This window comes from Cognatundibacterium crateris (assembly GCF_010078235.1).
GTDB lineage: Bacteria > Pseudomonadota > Gammaproteobacteria > Burkholderiales > Burkholderiaceae_D > Undibacterium > Undibacterium crateris.
Window position 1 is genome coordinate 69470 of the sequence record NZ_JAABOS010000007.1, and the last position, 19456, is coordinate 88925.

Annotated in this window: 18 protein-coding genes; 6 read left to right on the forward strand and 12 right to left on the reverse strand. The window is 51.3% G+C overall.

Annotated elements, in window-relative coordinates:
• On the forward strand, window positions 1-795 hold the full coding sequence (locus EYB48_RS13555) for a UDP-2,3-diacylglucosamine diphosphatase (RefSeq protein ID WP_162020905.1): 795 nt from the start codon (window positions 1-3) through the stop codon (window positions 793-795).
• Between the two features lie 8 nt (window positions 796-803).
• Here EYB48_RS13555 and EYB48_RS13560 read toward each other — a convergent pair whose 3' ends face one another.
• Entirely contained in the window at window positions 804-1499 is a 696-nt protein-coding gene (locus EYB48_RS13560) for an ABC transporter ATP-binding protein (protein WP_162020906.1), read from the reverse strand.
• 64 nt (window positions 1500-1563) lie between these two features.
• Here EYB48_RS13560 and EYB48_RS13565 point away from each other — a divergent pair, with 64 nt between their 5' ends.
• Window positions 1564-2139, forward strand: coding sequence for an arylesterase (locus EYB48_RS13565; protein ID WP_235935134.1), 576 nt, complete (start codon window positions 1564-1566; stop codon window positions 2137-2139).
• 6 nt (window positions 2140-2145) lie between these two features.
• Window positions 2146-3234, forward strand: a complete 1089-nt coding sequence (gene mnmH / locus EYB48_RS13570; RefSeq protein ID WP_162020908.1) for a tRNA 2-selenouridine(34) synthase MnmH — start codon at window positions 2146-2148, stop codon at window positions 3232-3234.
• On the opposite strand, the gene ccoS is transcribed toward mnmH, so the two are convergent.
• From ccoS to EYB48_RS13605, 7 genes are all read right to left on the reverse strand, one after another.
• A complete protein-coding gene (gene ccoS, locus EYB48_RS13575) occupies window positions 3204-3347 on the reverse strand; it encodes a cbb3-type cytochrome oxidase assembly protein CcoS (protein ID WP_162020909.1) in 144 nt (47 codons plus the stop codon). The genes mnmH and ccoS overlap by 31 nt on opposite strands.
• Before the next feature lie 7 nt (window positions 3348-3354).
• Window positions 3355-5607, reverse strand: a complete 2253-nt coding sequence (locus EYB48_RS13580) for a heavy metal translocating P-type ATPase (protein ID WP_162020910.1) — start codon at window positions 5605-5607, stop codon at window positions 3355-3357.
• An 8-nt stretch (window positions 5608-5615) separates the two neighbouring features.
• Window positions 5616-5885, reverse strand: a complete 270-nt coding sequence (locus EYB48_RS19540) for a heavy metal translocating P-type ATPase metal-binding domain-containing protein (protein WP_186904347.1) — start codon at window positions 5883-5885, stop codon at window positions 5616-5618.
• Window positions 5886-6348: 463 nt separating this feature from the next.
• A complete protein-coding gene (locus EYB48_RS13590) occupies window positions 6349-7335 on the reverse strand; it encodes a S49 family peptidase (protein WP_162020913.1) in 987 nt (328 codons plus the stop codon).
• A gap of 15 nt (window positions 7336-7350) precedes the next feature.
• Entirely contained in the window at window positions 7351-7722 is a 372-nt protein-coding gene (locus tag EYB48_RS13595; protein WP_162020914.1) for a Rieske (2Fe-2S) protein, read from the reverse strand.
• A gap of 30 nt (window positions 7723-7752) precedes the next feature.
• On the reverse strand, window positions 7753-8412 hold the full coding sequence (locus tag EYB48_RS13600; protein ID WP_162020915.1) for an HAD-IIIA family hydrolase: 660 nt from the start codon (window positions 8410-8412) through the stop codon (window positions 7753-7755).
• Window positions 8413-8507: 95 nt separating this feature from the next.
• On the reverse strand, window positions 8508-9521 hold the full coding sequence (locus EYB48_RS13605; RefSeq protein WP_162020916.1) for an RluA family pseudouridine synthase: 1014 nt from the start codon (window positions 9519-9521) through the stop codon (window positions 8508-8510).
• A 629-nt stretch (window positions 9522-10150) separates the two neighbouring features.
• Here EYB48_RS13605 and EYB48_RS13610 point away from each other — a divergent pair.
• Window positions 10151-13072: an Rne/Rng family ribonuclease gene (locus EYB48_RS13610; protein ID WP_162020917.1), complete on the forward strand. Its 2922-nt coding sequence runs from the start codon at window positions 10151-10153 to the stop codon at window positions 13070-13072.
• A 111-nt stretch (window positions 13073-13183) separates the two neighbouring features.
• On the opposite strand, the gene EYB48_RS13615 is transcribed toward EYB48_RS13610, so the two are convergent.
• The gene (locus tag EYB48_RS13615; protein WP_162021080.1) at window positions 13184-14509 is read right to left on the reverse strand and encodes a DUF3422 family protein; all 1326 of its coding nucleotides are present in this window, start codon (window positions 14507-14509) and stop codon (window positions 13184-13186) included.
• A gap of 53 nt (window positions 14510-14562) precedes the next feature.
• A complete protein-coding gene (gene greB, locus EYB48_RS13620) occupies window positions 14563-15111 on the reverse strand; it encodes a transcription elongation factor GreB (RefSeq protein ID WP_162021081.1) in 549 nt (182 codons plus the stop codon).
• A gap of 207 nt (window positions 15112-15318) precedes the next feature.
• Here greB and EYB48_RS13625 point away from each other — a divergent pair, with 207 nt between their 5' ends.
• On the forward strand, window positions 15319-15966 hold the full coding sequence (locus tag EYB48_RS13625; RefSeq protein ID WP_162020918.1) for a response regulator: 648 nt from the start codon (window positions 15319-15321) through the stop codon (window positions 15964-15966).
• A 118-nt stretch (window positions 15967-16084) separates the two neighbouring features.
• Entirely contained in the window at window positions 16085-17749 is a 1665-nt protein-coding gene (locus EYB48_RS13630; RefSeq protein ID WP_162020919.1) for a GGDEF domain-containing protein, read from the forward strand.
• A 201-nt stretch (window positions 17750-17950) separates the two neighbouring features.
• On the opposite strand, the gene EYB48_RS13635 is transcribed toward EYB48_RS13630, so the two are convergent.
• Both EYB48_RS13635 and EYB48_RS13640 read right to left on the reverse strand, forming a co-directional pair.
• Complete coding sequence (locus tag EYB48_RS13635; protein ID WP_235935136.1) at window positions 17951-18604, reverse strand: LbetaH domain-containing protein; 654 nt, start codon at window positions 18602-18604, stop codon at window positions 17951-17953.
• Window positions 18601-19440, reverse strand: a complete 840-nt coding sequence (locus EYB48_RS13640) for an NAD-dependent epimerase/dehydratase family protein (protein WP_162020920.1) — start codon at window positions 19438-19440, stop codon at window positions 18601-18603. The genes EYB48_RS13635 and EYB48_RS13640 overlap by 4 nt, the downstream gene beginning before the upstream one ends.
• Between the last annotated feature and the right edge of the window lie 16 nt (window positions 19441-19456).

The following is a 19456-nucleotide window of genomic DNA, read 5'->3' on the forward strand; positions in this document are numbered from 1 at the left end:
ATGACAGCCGGATCCCAAGTATCAGGAGACGGAGCACCAGCAACGCAACCAGATCTGGTTGCGTTGTTTGTTTCTGACGTACATCTGACCTCTGCGCTGCCACAAACGACTGCGAGCTTACTGCAGTTATTCACCCACAGAGCCAGATTTGCCAAACAGGTCTATCTGTTGGGGGATATGTTTGAATACTGGGTCGGCGACGATGACCTGAATGATCCCTATCATCTGGCGGTCGCTGATGCGCTCAAAGCCTTGACTGTAGCGGGTATCCAGGTATTTTGGATAGCAGGTAATCGTGATTTTTTACTGGGCGAAGCTTTCGCTGCGTATACCGGCATGCAGTTGCTTAGCGATCCTTGCGAAGTACATATCGCGGGTCAGCACATCATTCTGACCCATGGCGACGCACTGTGCACCGATGACCTCGCCTACATGCAGTTCAGGAGTGTGGTGCGTCAACCAGCCTGGCAAGCGCAATTTCTGAGTCAGCCGCTGGAGCAAAGAAAACAAATTGTGCAAGGGATGCGCGCGCAAAGCCGTATGCAGCAGGCAGAAAAAGCGGCAGAAATTATGGATGTCAATTTAAACGCGGTTGATAACCTGTTTGCTCAGTTTGCAGCGCTAACTCTGATCCATGGTCATACCCACCGCCCCGCCTTACATAGCGACGGGCTACGTCAGCGTATCGTGTTACCGGACTGGGATTGTGACAAAGATCAGGCTCGCGGAGGATGGCTGGAAATCGATACGGCAGGCCGCTTTAAGCGTTGTACACTCAAGGACCTGCCTGAATAAAAACTGATTCAGACGATGCGGCCAGCCTGTATCGTCAGTATGCGGTCGCAGCGCGCAGCCATCGCCATATCATGGGTCACCAGTATCAGCGTAGAACCGCGCTCCTTATTCAGCCTGAACATAAGCTGCATGATGGCTTCCCCGGTTTGCGTATCCAGACTACCGGTCGGTTCATCCGCAAACAATAGCGCGGGCTCGGTCACAAATGCGCGCGCCAGCGCAACCCTTTGTTGTTCGCCTCCAGACAGATATTTAGGATAATGCCGCAAGCGCTCGCCTAAGCCGACCTGCTTCAGCATTTGTTCCGCCTTGCTGCGCGCATCTTTATCGCCACGCAATTCCAGGGGCAGCATCACATTTTCCAAGGCATTCAAATGCATCAGCAACTGAAAAGACTGGAACACGAAACCCACATACTCCTTACGAAATTGGGCGCGCTGATCCTCGGTCAGCGCAAACAAGTCCACGCCCTGCAATGCAAGCTTACCGGAAGTCGGCAAGTCCAGCCCGGCCAATATGCCTAGCAAAGTTGACTTACCTGAGCCAGAAGCGCCAACGATGGCAAGCGTCTCACCCGCTTGCACTGTAAAATCGATACCCTGAAGTATGGAGAGCTTGCCGGTCGCATCTTCAACCTCTTTGCGGAGCTGAACGACCTCAAGCGCCATTTGCCCGCCATTGTTTATCGTATTAGGACTATTCATGCTGTCATTTGCCTGGAAATTAAAATGTAGATCGGTGTGCAGACTGATCATTGTAAGCCTGCTTATGCTGACTGGCACTGCGCATTCTGCCGCAAAAACCATCCTGGTGCTGGGCGACAGTATCTCAGCCGAATACGGGCTGGTACGCGGCCAGGGCTGGGTCAAATTACTGGAGAATAAACTGGAGGCCAATGGCCATACTTTCAAGGTCTTCAACGCCAGCATCAGCGGTGAAACCACCATAGGCGGCAAAAGCAGAATTCAGGATTTACTCAATAAACACCAGCCACAAATTGTGATCATAGAATTAGGCGGCAATGATGCCCTGCGCGGCCTGTCACTGCAAGCCAGCAGGGAAAATCTGTTGTACATCGTCAGCAGCGCAAAAAAGGCCAATGCCAAAGTGCTGTTGACCGGTATCCAGATTCCACCGAACTACGGCCCCGACTACAGTAAAAGTTTTTCTGCGATGTTCAAAACGATCAGCAAGGACGAAAAAGTACCGCTGGTCCCATTTATATTTGAAGGATTTGCCGATCAGCCTGCTATGTTTCAGACCGACCGCATACACCCGACTGCACAGGCACAGCCCATCATGTTGGGCAATGTATGGCCACTTCTTTCCCCCTTACTCAAATAAGCACCCATGAAATATCCAGAACTCATCCAGTTCACCGACATCGCCACTGATTTAAGTCAGTTCGATTGCATCATCGATGCGCGCAGCGAATCTGAATTTGCCGAGGACCATCTGCCCGGCGCCATCAACTGCCCGGTACTCAACAATGAACAACGGATACAGGTAGGAACCATGTATAAGCAAGTCGGCTCCTTTGAAGCAAAGAGGCTGGGCGCGGCGCTGGTTGCGGCCAACATCGCATACTATTTGCAAACCCTGTTTCAGGATAAGCCACGCGAGTGGCGACCTTTGATTTATTGCTGGCGCGGTGGCAATCGCAGCGGCTCTATGGCCCATATTTTTTCTAAGGTAGGCTGGCCGGTCGCGCAATTACAGGGTGGCTATAAAGCCTACCGGCAGCATGTGAACGAACATCTGCCAACACTGGCACAACGCATGCAATGGCATGTAATTTGTGGCACCACTGGCAGCGGGAAAAGCCGCATGCTGACTGCGCTCAGCAAGGAAGGCGCACAGGTGCTGGACCTGGAACAGCTCGCCTGCCACAAAGGATCGGTACTGGGTCTGACACCGGGTACGCAGCAACCATCGCAAAAACAATTTGAAAGCCACATCTGGTCTGCACTCACACAATTTGATCCGTCTAAACCCGTCTATGTAGAAGCTGAAAGCAAAAAGGTAGGCAATTTACGGGTACCGGAACAACTGATGGAAGCCATGCGTGCCGCACCCTGTACGACATTGGAGCTCGACATGCCGCATCGGGTCAGTCTGCTCAAAGAGGAATATGCACATTTCCAGTCTCAGCCTGAGCTGCTCATAGAACAATTAAGCTATTTATCCCAATTGCATGGCAATGACAAAATCAACGCATGGAAGCAAATGATCAGAAGCGAACAACTCGACGCACTGGTGCTCAGCCTGCTGCGTGAACACTATGATCCCGCCTATCTGAAATCCATCAATAACAACTTTAAACAGTTCTCAGCAGCGCAGACTGTGCGCCTGCAAGATTTGACGCCGGCTGCGATGACACAGACTGCACGCGAAATACTCAACCCCGCTCAGCCATCCACATCATCCACAATGCGCTGACCTTCACGATCCAGTTCATCAAACTGGCGGTGATTGATGGCCCACCAGAATACGCCGCCGATTGCGAACACAAGAACGATACTCAAGGGGACCAGCAGATACAGGATATCCATACTCAAATCATTCATCAGTAAGTGGGAAAGCAGGTCGGGGCAGCAGATACAGTCGCAATGCATTCAATACAACCAGCAAAGAACTCAGCGACATGCCCAATGCTGCATGCCAGGGCTCCAGCCAGCCGACCACTGCGGCAGGAATAGCGATCAGATTATAAACGATCGCCCACATCAGATTTTCGCGGATCAAACGGAAAGCCTTCTCAGACACACTCAATCCGAACATCAAATCATTGAGGCGGTTCGACATCAGTAACAAGTCACTTCGGGTTTGCGATATCGCAGCACCCTGTCCCATCGCAATCGATACATCTGCAATCGAGAGCACAGGACCATCATTCATGCCATCGCCTATCATGACGACTCTGGCACCGTTTGCCTGCAAGGATTTGACCACATCGTGCTTATCCAACGGACTCATGCGCGCACGTGCATCCTTGATGCCACACAGTGCAGCCAGGTTCTGCACGGCTTCTTCCGCATCTCCAGATAGCAGCATTACCTGCTTCCCACTTGTTTGCAAAGACTGTATCAGCTGTGGCGCATCATCACGCATCACATCATCCAACAGCAGAATCAGATGTACCTGTTCCTGATCAGCCAATACGGTCAGACTTTTCCCTGCCAGCTCTGGCGGCAAAACAAATGGAACCGGCAAAGCTTGTGTCGCATAAACCGGCTGCCCCAGGCGATAAATCATGCCATTCAGTTCTGCCTCAATACCAGCGCCAGCCACTTCGCGTACATTCTGCAACTGCAAGTCAGCGCCCTGCCCTTGCCAGCCACTCAGATAATTAGCAATCGCCTTAGAAACGGGGTGGGCAGATTCCGACGCCAGGCGGAATGCTAACTGGCGGGCCAACACAGACGAAGTCAAATCCCTGCACTCTGCCACTTGCATGCGGCCGGCAGTCAGCGTACCGGTCTTGTCAAATACAAAGTGGGTGGCTTCCGCCAGGCCCTGAATTGCTTTACCCGACTTAACCAGCAAGCCATGCTGCGCCATCAAGCCTATGGCAGCCGCCATCACGCCGGGTGTCGCCAGCGACAAGGCACAAGGACAGGTCACAACGATTACGCTGATAGCGATCCACAGTGCGCGCGATGGATCGATGCTGGCCCAAGTGATCCCGGCAACCAGTGCGATCAGCATGATGATCAATAAAAAACGGCTGGCATGCTTGTCCGCCAGCAGCACGATGGCAGGCTTCTCAGCCGCGGCGCGTTCCATCATCCCTATCAGGCTGGCCAAACGTGTTTGCTGGCCGACCTGAGTTGCGCGAACGACCAGGCGCCCACTCATATTGACGGCACCGGCAATCACCGTGTCTCCCACTACCTTAGGAATCGCCAGTGATTCACCCGTCATCAATGATTCATCGCATTCGCTGCAACCCTCAATGACGGTGCCATCCGCAGGGATTTGTGCGCCGGGTACGACCAACACGATTTCACCCTCCAGCAACTGTGAGGCATCTTTTTCAAGCACTTCTCTTTGCTGAGGAAAACCCGGCAAGACCTGGGCAATCAGGGTTTGTAACTGAGTCAGTATCTTCAGCGCTGCGCCGGTACGCTTCTGTACTTTCTGTTCTATCCAACGTGCGCCCAGCAATAAAAAAACGAACATGATGGCCGAGTCAAAGTACACCGCCCCACCCTGATAAGTTGCCCATACACTGGCGAAAAATGTCAGCAAAATACCGAGCGACACCGGCACATCCATACCGATATGACGGTTTTTGATGTCACGCCAGGCAGATTGAAAAAAAGGCAGCGCTGAAAAACCGACTACGGGAATTGCTAATACCATGCTGGCGATTTTGAGTAATTTATCCAGATCCGGCGTCAGGTCACCATCTGCGGTAGGCACCGGCACCAGATAGGCGGGGAATGCATACATCATGACCTGCATCATGGCGAAACCAGCTACGAAGATACGCCAAATTGCCAGCTTGTTTTGCTGCCGCTCAAATTCGTCGGGTGACTGATTCGCTGGCAACGCGCCGTATCCGAGTTGCACGATGGCCTGAATAATTTGCGACAGCCCGGTCTGTGCGGCATCCCATTGCACGTCAGCCCTGTGCGTAGCTGGATTAATTGCAAAAGCCAGGATGCCGGGAATTTGTCTGACACGGAATTCGATTAATTGTATGCAGGCAGCGCAATGCATACCGGACAAGGCCAGCTTATCCTGCAGGTAGTGTTCTGGAGCGGCGTCTGTGGCCTTGGTAATGCTGGTTCCGGAAGGAATAGACATGCGGATTTTCAGGATGGGTTCAATTCTTCTCTGGCACGCAAGTAGGCCGCTGTCATCTGATTTTTTTCGACTGCCTGCAGAATAGCAAGACAACCATGACAGCAGACAGCCTGGCGCGCATTGTCAAACTGGGTGTATAAAGTCTGGCTTGGCCTGGAACACTCGCCACAATGAAAACAGACAACACTCTTCTTTTCAGCAGAGGGCAGCTGTAGGCGTGAAAGGAAATTTGAGAGTGCGCTGATCATCGTTAACAGGAAACCATGCAATCCAGTCATCTTACCTGAAGTCAGACAAACCTACTTGATTTGGAACAATTGCTGTCAGCAAAAATCGGGAGAATCGGGAGGAGAAAGCAAAAAGACGGGAGCATTGCGCTTCCGTCTTTTTGGGTGTTGCCAGACTATTTTGTGAGGATTCTTAGAAACCTCGAAGCCGCCAGAGTACACGGCACATCACTGCACAAATTGTAAACAACAACTTACCAACAACTACTTACCAACAACTACTTAACAATAAACAAATACCAACTTACGTTTACATCTGCTACTACCACGTACATAACCGGATCAGTACCGGAGCCCAAGGTAAGCATACTGAGATAATCTGCTTCTAATTTCGACCTCCCGTTTGAGCCAGCTACGTAATCACTATAATCCAGAGCACCTGATGCCTCAAAGAAAATTAAATCTATGCAGTGTTACTCCGGGATTTAAAAAATCAACTAAACAGTTTCCGGTTTCAGTGCAATGATGGACGTTTGGCTGACAGTAAAGTGGAGATTGCACCACCACCCAGCGAAGCACCGAACTTTTTCAACATACGCTCAGGCAAACCTTCTTTCTGGGTATAGTCGATCACGTTTTCAGCTTTAATCACATCCCGCGCAACCGAATCAACCGTACCTAATTCATCCGCCAAACCCATTTCAACCGCTTTACTGCCAACCCAGAACAGGCCAGAGAAGGTCTCGGGCGTCTCTTTCAGACGTGTGCCACGGCCTTTACGCACCACATCAATAAACTGTGCATGAATTTCGTTTAGCATTGCCTGCGAATACGCTTTTTGCTTGCTGGTCTGCGGCGAATAAGGGTCCATCATGCCCTTGTTCTCGCCAGCAGTCATCATGCGACGCTCTACACCCAATTTACCCATCAGACCGGTAAAGCCAAAGCCATCCATCAAGACACCGATCGAACCTACCACACTGGCTTTATTGACATAGATCTTATCGGCACCGGCAGCGATGTAGTACCCGCCAGAAGCACAAATCTCCTCGACCACGACATAGAGCGGCTTATCGGGATACTCACTACGCAAACGCTGAATTTCATCATTAATCATGCCTGCCTGCACCGGGCTGCCACCAGGACTGTTCAGGCGCAGTATCACGCCAACCGATGCATTATCAGAAAATGCACGGTTCAACGCCGGGATCACATCATGCGCGCTGGCTCCACCCTCGGACTCAATCTCTCCTGAAACATCAATCAGTGCCGTGTGCGGCCCTAGCTTTTCTGCGGCGTCATCGGTGTAATCTGAAAAGCGGTAAATAGCAAACATGATCAGTGTCAGTGTTGCCAGCTTAAAAAAGATACTCCAGCGACGCCTGAGTCTCTGCTCCTGCAAAGTTTCAAATGCCAGACGTTCCAATACCGAGCGTTCCCATTGCACATCCCTGCCTGTAGTGGGAGTCGCGTTATTTTGTGGTCCAAGTTCCTGACTCATAGTCGCCCTCCTCAGTTAAGCCAACACCGGACGCACATAATCATCCGGCGTCCAAACGACCTTGCCATCGGCCTCAGTCACTGCCAGCTTACGCAGGCGACTACCGCGGCAAGGGCCACCCGAACAATGTCCTGTTTGCGGTTCGTAAATAGCGCCATGGGTCGCGCACATAATGTACAAACCACTGGATTCCAAAAACTCGCCCGGATTCCAATCCAGCTCAACCGGCACATGCGCACAGCGATTCAGGTAAGCATGCACCCCACCCGCATAACGGATCACAAAACCTGTTGCCTCATCGCTACCCGCCATCACGGAAAAGCGCACGCCTTTTCCGCCCTCTTCCAGTGCGTCAGACTGACAAATAAAAACTGTTTCCATAGTCATTCAATCGAATAATGGGTGGAATGGTAACGCTTAGGCATTTTCCTGCAGCCATTGATGCAGTTCCAAAATCGATTTAGCAGAGAAAACCGGATTCAGACTGAGCAATGAGCCGGCATCGTGCGCCCCAAATTCCACAGCAATAGCGGCAGCACCTGCGTTGCTTGCCATCTGCAAATCATGGGTGGTATCGCCTATCATGACGGTACGTTGCATATCCTGACCCAGCTCTCTTGTTAATTCTTGCAACATCGCCGGATGAGGCTTGGAAAACGTTTCATCAGAACAACGGGTGGCATCGAAAACCGCAGTCAGATCCGCCGTGTGCAAGGCACGGCTAAGGCCAACCCGGCTTTTACCCGTTGCCACCGCCAGGAAGTAGCCTTGCTGCGACAAGTCAGTCAGCATCTCGCGTACGCCCGGAAATAAAGGCAATTCATGATCCTTGGCCAGATAATGGTAGCGATACCGCTCCACCATGCGCGGATAGTATTTAGGATCGACACCAGGAACCGCGACTTGCATCGCATCTGCCAGCGACAGGCCGATAACGTAAGCAGCCGCAGTTTGATCCGGAACCGGCAAGCCTAAGTCCCTGGCTGCCGCCTGTATGCATTTCACGATGGTCGCTGTGCTATCCATCAGCGTACCATCCCAATCAAAAACGATAAGATCGAATTGTTTTTTTGCCATTTTTATTCTACCCGGTATCTCGCCAGGAGATACCGCTTTTTATTCATCATTAAGCGATCATACCATTACTAAACAATTAATTTTTCTGCTAAAACCTATGCGCTCCGCAAGCTTTGCAAAAAATTCAAGCATTCTGCTGGTAAGGGCGCCTTCGCCGTAGTTGGCTTGCCTGTTTCGGGATGGATGAAAGTGATTTGATGCGCATGTAAAAACATACGTTTCAAGGCGCCACGTTCGGCATTGGCTTTTTGCAGGGCTTTGTTGAGCGGAAAATCACCATACTTATCATCACCGGCAATTGGAAAACCACTGGCTGACAAATGCACCCGAATCTGATGGGTGCGGCCAGTCTTGAGTTCCGCCTCCAGCAAGGCAAAATCTTTAAATTTGCGCTGCAAAGTAAACACTGTGTGTGAAGCCATACCGTCCGCCTGCACTCTGACCCGGCGCTCACCTTCCGGTGTCGAGTATTTATGCAAAGGCAACTTGATATGCTGTCTGGCATTTTTCCAATCACCGGATACCAGCGTAAAATAGCGCTTATCGGTCACCCCATCCCGCATTTGTTCATGCAAATTGGTTAATGCCGAACGTTTTTTGGCAATCAACAAGATACCTGAGGTTTCCCGGTCCAGCCTATGCACCAGCTCCAGAAACTTGGCATCGGGACGGGACGCACGCAATTGTTCAATCACGCCATAGCTGACACCTGAGCCACCATGCACCGCCACACCCGCCGGCTTATCAATAATCAGCAAGTGATTATCTTCAAACACAATCGGAAATTCGAGCTTGGGCACGACCTGGGCCACGGTTTCTGCCACCCGGATCGGCGGAATCCTTACCACATCGCCTTCAACCAGGCGGTATAACTGGTCGATGCGCCCTTTATTGACGCGCACTTCGCCAGAGCGCAGCACACGGTAAATATGGCTTTTTGGCACCCCTTTGCAAATACGCAATAAGAAATTATCAATGCGCTGACCGGCCTCTTCTTCCGAGATTGTGATCAGTCTGACCTGGGGCATCACGCTTGAAGGATCGTTCTGGGAAACTTTTTGCACCTGTTTTTGATGCAATTCCCGATTAATTGTCGCTAAGTCCTTCATTTTGAATATATAATCATTTTCGCCTCAGAATTTACGCTGTTGGCAGTGTAAGAGAAATAAACGACTATTTTACACAGGGGCAAGCCCATCAGCCTCGCCAGTTTGCAAATATGATGGGAAAGATGTGTATGCAGGCGTGTTTTCAGGTCAGGGTAACAACCAAATGTTGTTATCGGGCTCAGTAAAACAGGTCTGGCTCAGAGAATTTGAAAAAACAGGATAAGTTGCGCAAGAGACGATGACTTAATTGCTGGTCAGCGTGCTTACGCATAGTAGTTGCAGGAAATTAGCGATTCCGTCAGACACAACACAATAAGATGGTCTGACATCAAAGTTGCTCATCGCCTGGCGTGGTCGATTGTTAATGCACAAATTTGACAATACAGGACAACGCGGGGGACGTGTGCACTCGGTTATTTCCAGCGATTTACCGCGCCAGGCGCGAAGCAGAATGGTGTTGAATTAATAATTGCGTATCGTAGTTCAGTACGCTGTGCATTCTGCTGCGCCAAAGGCATTCTCCATCCCTTCAGATTCTCCGTCCTCGCATACATCCCGTATCAGTACAGTTGTGAGCCTCACGACTTGAGGCAGCAACAAAAGATGACCAACAGGTCACGGAGTAAAACATGAAACGTATGCTGTTTAACGCAACGCAGCAAGAAGAATTGCGCGTTGCCATCGTTAATGGGCAAAAACTCATTGATATCGACATTGAGACTGCTGGTCGCGAACTACGTAAGTCCAATATCTACAAGGGTGTCATCACCCGCATCGAACCCTCCCTCGAAGCATGCTTCGTCAACTATGGCGAAGAACGTCACGGTTTCCTCCCCTTTAAAGAAGTCGCCCGCTCTTATTTCAAAGAAGGGATAGACGTCCGTAATGCCACTATCAAGGAAGCATTGCGCGAAGGCCAGGAAATCATGGTTCAGGTGGAAAAAGAAGAGCGCGGCAACAAAGGGGCTGCACTGACTTCTTTCATCTCTCTGGCCGGACGCTATCTGGTGCTGATGCCTAACAATCCACGCGGTGGTGGCGTATCCCGTCGCGTAGAAGGCGAAGACCGTCAGGAACTGCGTGAAACCATGGACAAACTGGACCTGCCAACCGGCATGTCAGTGATTGCCCGTACCGCAGGCATAGGCCGTAATGTCGATGAATTGCAATGGGATCTGAACTACCTGATGCAATTGTGGCGCGCAATTGAAGGCGCTGGCAAATCGGCTCCCGGCGCATTCCTGATTTACCAGGAATCCTCGCTGGTGATTCGCGCTATCCGCGATTACTTCCAGCCAGATATCGGTGAAATCCTGATCGATACCGATGATATCTATGAGCAGGCTCAGCAGTTCATGAGCCATGTGATGCCAGACATGGTGCACCGCGTCAAACGCTACAGTGATGACGTGCCGCTGTTCTCGCGTTTCCAGATCGAACATCAGATCGAAACTGCCTACAGCCGCACAGTACCGCTTCCATCCGGTGGCGCGATTGTGATTGATCACACCGAGGCACTGGTGTCTGTGGACGTTAACTCGGCCCGCTCCACCCGTGGTGGTGACATTGAAACAACGGCGTTCAATACCAATCTGGAAGCTGCTGAAGAAGTGGCCCGCCAGTTGCGACTGCGCGATCTGGGTGGCCTGATCGTGATCGACTTCATCGACATGGAAAACGCGAAAAACCAGCGTGAAGTCGAACAGCGCCTGAAAGATGCACTGCGCTATGACCGCGCACGGGTACAGATGGGTAAAATTTCCCGTTTCGGCCTGATGGAATTGTCGCGTCAGCGCCTGCGCCCTTCCCTGTCTGAAGGCAGCCATGTGACCTGCCCTCGTTGTAACGGCACTGGCCACATCCGCGATACCGAGTCCTCCGCCTTGCAAGTCCTGCGCATCATCCAGGAAGAGGCAATGAAAGAAAATTCTGCCGCGATTCATGTTCAGGTTCCGGTCGACGTAGCGGCCTTCCTGCTGAATGAAAAACGTGGCGAAATTCTGAAAATCGAGACCCGTCACCGCGTCACCGTAATCCTGATCCCGAACAAGCATCTGGAAACGCCGCACTACAAACTGGATCGCCTCAAGCATGACGATCCACGCCTGGAAGATCATCATGCCAGCTATGCCATGGCTGAACAGGCAGACACCGATATCGGCTACAACAAGCGTCAGAAAGAAGACGTCAAGCCGCGCCAGGAAGCCGTCGTCAAGAGCATTACGCCTGATCAGGCACCTATCGTCGAACGCAAGGAAGTGGCACCGGCACCGGTGGCCGCACCTGTCAGCGCACCAACACCTGGCTTCTTCAGTAAAATCTTTGGTTTCCTGTTTGGTAAATCCGAGCCTGCTGCAGTCGTTACACCGGAAGTGACTGAGGAGAAATCCGCAGAACGTGACCGTCAACGTAGCGGCCGCAACAACCAACGCAACCGCAATCGTCGCAATCGCGAAGAGCGCGAAGAGCGTCCGGCCAGCGCCCGTACTGAAAAGGCAGAAGCACCGAAAGCGGCAGCACCAGCTGAAAGCCGTCCGCCTAAAGCTGCCAAACCTCCGCGTGAAGAACGTGAACCACGCGAACAGCGTGAACCTCAGGAAGGTCGCCGCGAACGTCAGCAACGTCTGCGTGAAGAGCGTAAAGAAGCCTTGCTGACTGAAACCAAGCAGGAAGAACCCGTATTGCAGAAACATGCAGACCCGGTTCCGCTGGAACTGATCCCGGCCAATAATCCTGTCAGTAACCCGGAAAGTGCGGAAGGCGAGCAAAGCGAAGAACGCCGCCGTCGTCGTCGTCGCGGTGGTCGCAACCGTAACCGTCGTGAGCGCGAAGCAGGTGATCTGAACGAGCAAAGCGAAGGTAGCGAAGGCAATGAGGGTGCAAGCTTTGTGCCAGTTGCTGACGTCGCCATCGAACAGCAAGCTGCAGCCCAGGCAAAGACTGAAGCAGACACAGAAGCAGCTCCGGCAGCGACTGTCCCTGTAGAAGCAGTTGCGATCAGCACAGCAGTTGAATCAGTTACTCCTGTTACTACAACGGAAGTCAACGCAGCGACTGCACCTGCAGTTACAGAAATTGCACCAGTAGTTGCTGCAACTGAAGTGACGCAGACAGTAAGCGCTGCTACTGACACGCCAGTTGCGTCGCCTGCTCCGGTTGCTGTGACTCCGGTTGAGCCTGTCGTGACAGCACCTGTAGCCGCTGTTGAGCCGGTTGTACCGGTTGCTGTTGATGTTGCACCGCCTGTCGCCGTAATACCTACTGCACAGACCACAGCAGTTGAGCCAGCGCCAGTGGCACAGCAGCCTGAAATCAAGGCAACTCCTGTTGCTCCGGCAAAGCAAGCAGGGCACATGCCAGTGGCTGACCTGCAAGCGATGCTGAGCGCAGCTGGCCTGGTACTTGCCAGCACCGATCCTGAAAAGCATCGTGCAGCCCAACAGGCAGCGGCCAACATCGTTGCCGCACCACGCGTTCCACGTGAGCGTAAGCCTTTGCCAGCAGCTTCGAATGAACCGCTGATCCTGGTTGAAACACGTAAACCAGGCTGATAAGGGGTAAGCTGCCTGTTTCAGGCAGCATCAGTCAACAGGCCGGCACATATCGATGTGACCGGCCTTTTGTTTTCTTAGCACCCCTACCCTAACCCAGCAAAACCACGGTCAATGCAACTGCCTGTGCATACGACGCAAACCGAGCCAGACGGCAACCGCAATCAGCGGCACCAGCCAGGCGGAAAGCAGATCGGGATTCAAGGCCCATCCGTATGCCTTCAAGCCCTTACCCACATAAGAAAACAAACCGACCAGATAATACGAAATCGCTGCGACTGACAAACCTTCAACCGCCTGTTGCAGGCGCAATTGCTGGGCTGCGCGAGCATTCATACTCTGCAGGATCTTCCTGTTTTGCTGTTCCTGCAAAATGCCGACTCTGGTACGCAGTAAATCATTGGTATGGGCAATCCTTGCCGCCAATGCCTGCTGTCGCCTGACTACGGACTCGCAAGTCTGCATTGCCGGTACCAGACGACGCTCCATAAACTCCGCTATCGTAGGCAAACCTTCGATGCGCTGTTCGCGCAACTCATCGATACGCGCATTCACCAATTGAAAATAGGCTTTTGAAGCCGAAAAACGGTAACTGTTTTGCAGAGACAGCTTCTCGACCCGGGCCGCCAGATCGATGATTTGCGTGAGCATTTGTTGTTCAGCATCGGTGTCAGCACCGAGCTGCTGCACGTCTGAACTGAGCGTCATACCGTTCATCAAACTGACCAGCTCGCCTTCAATTGCACTCAGCACAGGCAATGCAGCCTGCGCCTGAGGCAAACCAAGTAAAGCCATCATGCGGTAGGTCTCAATTTCCAGCAAACGCTGTACTGTGCGCCCTGACTGCTGCCCCAAAAACCCCTGATCCCTGACAATAAACCGGCTATAACCATCAGCATGAATCAGGAAGTCAGTCCAGATCTGCCCCCGCCCCAATACTTCACTGCCCACCAGTACTTTGCCCTGAAACAAACTATCCAGCCTGGAACCTGACCAGGTCTCCATACCCTCTTTCATCAACTCTATGTGAGCGGCCACCATCACTCTGCCTGCCAAGCCCTCAATCCAGGTCTGAGGTACATGGCGCAATGGCGTCTCTGCAAACAACTCCTGAGATGCGAACGAAAACTCCACAGGGGACGTCTGAGCATTATCGACAAAGGTGTAGGTAGCGAATTCAGTGTGGCATTCCCACTTCAGCCGGAAACGGCCGAAATCGTGGAAAAAATATTTGGCCTCAGCGGCGGGATTCGCTACGCCAAAGTAAGCACATAAATCCGCCAGTATCTGTTGCTGCAATAACTGAGCATTACTGGCTTGCGGGAAATCCTGCCCTGCAAACACAGCCAGATGACTGATGCGCTCCGGCGAACTCAGATACAAAGAGGGGCGGGAATGAATTTCCGCAGCTAATGGAATACGCAGACTATGATTCATAGACATAGCAGGACCTCATTTGAGCGTAGCAATCATCTGTATTGACGCAATAACTATGCCGGGTAGTTCACGTCCAAAATAGTCAACTCTTCAATCCGGGCAGGCGTCTTCAACATGACCGTGTCGCCAGTGCGTGACTTGGTTAGTGCCCGCGCAACCGGCGATATCCAGCTGATGCGGCCATTGAGCGGATCAAACTCATCGATACCGACTATCGTCACCGTGGTCTCTAGCCCATCCTGATTTTCATACAAAACGGTCGCACCAAAAAAAACCTGATCACTGCCATGATGCACGCGCGGATCCACGACCTCCGCCACATCCAGGCGCTTACTCAGGAAGCGTATGCGACGGTCAATTTCACGCAGACGTCGTTTGCCATAAATATAATCGCCATTTTCTGAGCGATCGCCATTCGACGCAGCCCACGAGACTATCTTCACGACTTCAGGACGATCCACGTCGATCAGGCGCAGAAATTCATCCTTCATACGCTGATGCCCTTGTGGCGTCATATAGTTTTTTGAACCGGCAGGAATGGCGGGCGCACCAAAATCATCATCCTCGTCCTGCTCGGTTTCTTTCACAAATGCTTTACTCATCATTACCATATATCGAACTAGATCAAATTTATTGTCGTCTTCTTACCGCAGCTTCTGCATCCCTTATAAAATACCAAGTGAATATCAAATGACTGCAAATAGCGCAGTCAGCGCGGTAATAATCCGCCAGACCCCAGGAATTATTGTATCCCCCACGATTTTATGTGAAACCGTGCGAGGGATACTGACTTAGAAACGGAAATGTGCATGACTGAACACGCAGCTATTAAATTGTTGATCGTTGACGACCATCCGGTAGTCCGCGAAGGGATCAAAAGCATAGTCGCTGCCGCCAACGATATTGCAGTTGCCGGTGAATCAGCCTCTGGACTGGATGCTATCCGTCTGTCACGACAACTTGATTACAAGGTCATGTTACTCGATATCGCGCTGTCTGATAAAAACGGCATCGAAGTACTCAAGCAAATTAAGTCTGAAAAGCCCGATGTGCAGGTATTAATGTTCTCCATCCACAAAGAAGAACAGTATGCAATCCGCTCGCTCAAGGCCGGAGCAGCTGGCTACCTGAACAAGCAATGCGCAACCACAGAACTATTGCAGGCTATACGCCAGGTTGCCAATGGACTGAAATACATTACCCCTCAACTGGCACAGGAACTGGCCAATAACCTGAATCAGGAACATGAAGATGCGCTGCACAAAACCTTGTCAGACCGGGAGTTTCAGACGCTAACCATGATCGCTTCCGGAAAATCGGTCAGTGATATTGCCAAAGACTTATCTTTGTCAGTAAAAACCATCAGTGAATATCGCTCAAGGATTTTGTTGAAGATGAAATTGCGGCACAATGCAGAGTTAACTCACTATGCGATTAAAAATCAACTGGTTGAGTAATACTGCCAGGCCCTCGCGTTCATGCCGCCTACCCTGATTGGCTTGTGTCAATCAGGCTTCGCCAATTGATAAGCTGGCTAGCAGGTCAATTTGGTTATCCGCGTGTAGATGGGGCAATATGTCAACAAAAAATAATAATCAGCAATTCAAAACGCCAACTGATATCGCACGTGAGACATTTCGCCAGCTTGCGATACAGCGAATTGCACCAACCCCGGACGCCTACAGTCAGTTGTACCATGAAATTGCCGGTACAGAAGCACCTGTCGCTCAGCCCAAACCAGCGTCACCTGAGGAAATCAGTACCACAATTCCAGATGCCGGCATTGAGCATGCCAAAAAGCTGTTAAGTAGCTTTGCCGACTATCTGCAAAGCTCACAAAGTGACTACACGATTTACGGTCAACGCCTGAGCCGTGCGATCAGTAATGACAACTGGGAAGCTTACGAGCGCGAATTACGTGCTGTCACTGAGCGCATGACCAGCAAACCTGCGCCGCAAATCAGCCTGGTTGACGATCCCGCTCCTGCAACAGCAAGTACAAGCATTTCACTGGTAGATGAAGTCGCCGTCTCTGATAATCGCCCTAAACTGCTGAAAGACCTGTTATACCGCACCCTGACGCTGGCCTTGAGTTCACTGCTCAAACCCAATCCACCGCTGGCCAATGAATCCGACGCGCTGGGATTGGCTGTGCGCGATGCAGAAACCGAAAATGAACTGAATCAGATTGGTGCCAGACTCAAACACCTGTGTTTCCAGATCGAGCTACAAAGTGGCGATACGGCAGAACAACAAGAATTATTGCTGCGCTTATTCGACCTGCTGCTGACTAACATCCACGACTTGTTAGATAACGATAACTGGCTGCGCGGACAGATAGAGGTGGTACAAAACCTGATTGCCGGGCCAATAGACCATCGCGCCTTGCAGGAAGCAACACGTAGCCTGAAAGATGTCATCTACAAACAAGGCAGCCTGAAGAATAGTATCGCCGAGTCGAAATCCTCAGTCAAAAACATGATGGCTGCATTTATCGACCGTTTATCAGCGATGGCTGAAAGTACTGGCGCCTACCAGAATAAGATGGATCTGTATGCTGGCCAGATCAGCAGTGCCAAATCTTCAAATGAAGTGAGCGGCGTAATCGGCCAGATTTTACTGGAAACCAAAGCAGTCCAAACTGAAACCCTGCGCTCGCGGGACATCATCGTTGCGGCCCAAAAAGAAGTCGAAGAAGCTGAAGCAAAAATCAAAGACCTGGAGAACAAACTGGCGCACATGAGTGAACTGGTGCGTGAAGATCAGCTTACCGGCAGCCTGAACCGGCGCGGCATGGAAGATATTTTCGAGCGCGAAGCCGACCGAGCCGACCGCCGCAATGCGCCGCTGTGTGTCGCCTTGCTTGATCTGGATAATTTCAAAAAGCTGAATGACACGCATGGTCATGCTGCGGGTGATGAAGCGCTGGTGCATCTGGTACGCATCGTAAAACAAACTCTGCGCTCCATCGATGTTATTGCCCGCTATGGTGGTGAGGAATTCGTCATCATCATGCCAGAAACTGCAATTGATGAAGCGGCTCAGGCCATGACACGGGTACAGCGCGAACTGACCAAACACTTCTTTACCGCCAATGATCAAAGACTGTTCATTACTTTCTCTGCAGGGGTAGCCTTGCGTGGTTTGCGGGAACCACAGGAACAGGTCATCAAACGCGCTGACAAAGCCATGTATGAAGCAAAGCAGACTGGCAAAAACCGGGTGATCAAAGCAAGCTGAAACAAATCTGAATTTGATTCAACTTTCTAGCTCCAAGAACTTGCACGACTGTTTATCGCGTAAGCCCTGGCGCTTAGAAGATGATCGGTGCGAGGAGAAATATTCATCAGCCGCAATAGAAAAATTTCGCGCTGAGTGCGTCTAAACTGGCACTTGCATTTCTCAGTCGAGGCTTACCTTGCCGCGTTTCGTCGCGAAATACTACAGCCTGAAAATATCAGCCAGAATATTCTTTTCATTCGCCCGCACCTGTAGCTTGCCTTTTTCTCCCGCAAATACCAGACAATCGCCCGGCGTTTCCTGATTAATGATGCTGGTCCCCTGGCTGATCACGCTGTTTTTCCTGACCAGACTACGCCCTATCACGGCCGTATTCGGATACAGGATCACACCCTCTTCCAGCACCGGTGCGACACCGTGGTTTTTGCCTACGGTTGAGTTCTGATACAAGACCAGATAATTGGCATAGCTTGCCTTAGCCAGCACAATACCAACGGAATGACCGATAAAGAAAATCTCCGGCAATTCGATCTCGTAAAAACAATCGATGCCATTGAGCGCCTTATTCAGGTAAAACAGCTTGGTGCACAGCTGTTTATCCTGACGGTTACGCCATATGGTATTCGACAAAAAATATAAAAAAATCGTGTACTGACTGGAATGCAGATAGTCGAATTCGCCTGGTCTCCACATCCGGACGGCATTGATACAGACTTCCAGACGCGCCAGCGCCTGATCCAAATCTTTGTCTATTCTGACCGACAAATCCTGCTGACCATCCGGAAAAAAATGTTCCAGCTGTCGCACCAGATATTTCATTAAACTGCTGCGCTCCATGCCCGGCAGACTGATCATATTTTTCCTTTCACCATAGTCGGCAACAGCTCACATAGCCTGCTTGCCGTCCATCCAAATTCATCACGCATCTTTGCTACTGAAATCTGCCCAGGCGGCACATACGCTTCATTATTGGCGATCATGGCTGCTATCGTAACGCCGGTGATCTCCGTAATAGCATCAAACAATGCCTCATTACTGGTATTGGTACCACTGGCCACATTATAAATCCCACCCGTTTCCGACCCGGCCAAATGCAGCAATGCAGAAACCACATCATCGATCATCACATAATCACGCACAAACTGGCGCGAGGATTCGATGCGCAGCGGCTCGCCAGCTGGCTGATGCACGACTTTTTGCAGCAGCGATGCGAGAAAACCCTCTGCATCCAGATCCTGACTGACCACGCAGGATAAACGCGCAACGCTGGCCTTGTTTTTTCCAAGTTGCAAACACAGGGACTCGCCCAATGCTTTAGACAAATCAAACAAGTGACGTGGATGATGCGGGTTCAGTTGCAAAGGGTCAGATTCTGATAACAAGGCCGATGCAGACTGGTCATACAAGCGGGTTGAAGACAGATACACCAGCTTACGGAATACACCCATATGGAGGATCTGATTGAGGCAACTGACATGGGCATCCACACAATCAAACCCACGCTGTGCGAAATCTGCAGTCACACCGGCACAATAAAACACCGTCCCCAGATCGAGACGAAACAAGCCAGGATCATTTTTTTCCGGTATCCAGCAATCCCAGCCATCTGCCACCAATCGACGATGCAGATGCTGACCGATGAATCCACGACCTCCAACCAGAGTCGCAACCCGCTTTGATGTATTGCCCATGTGTTCGCATCCTTTC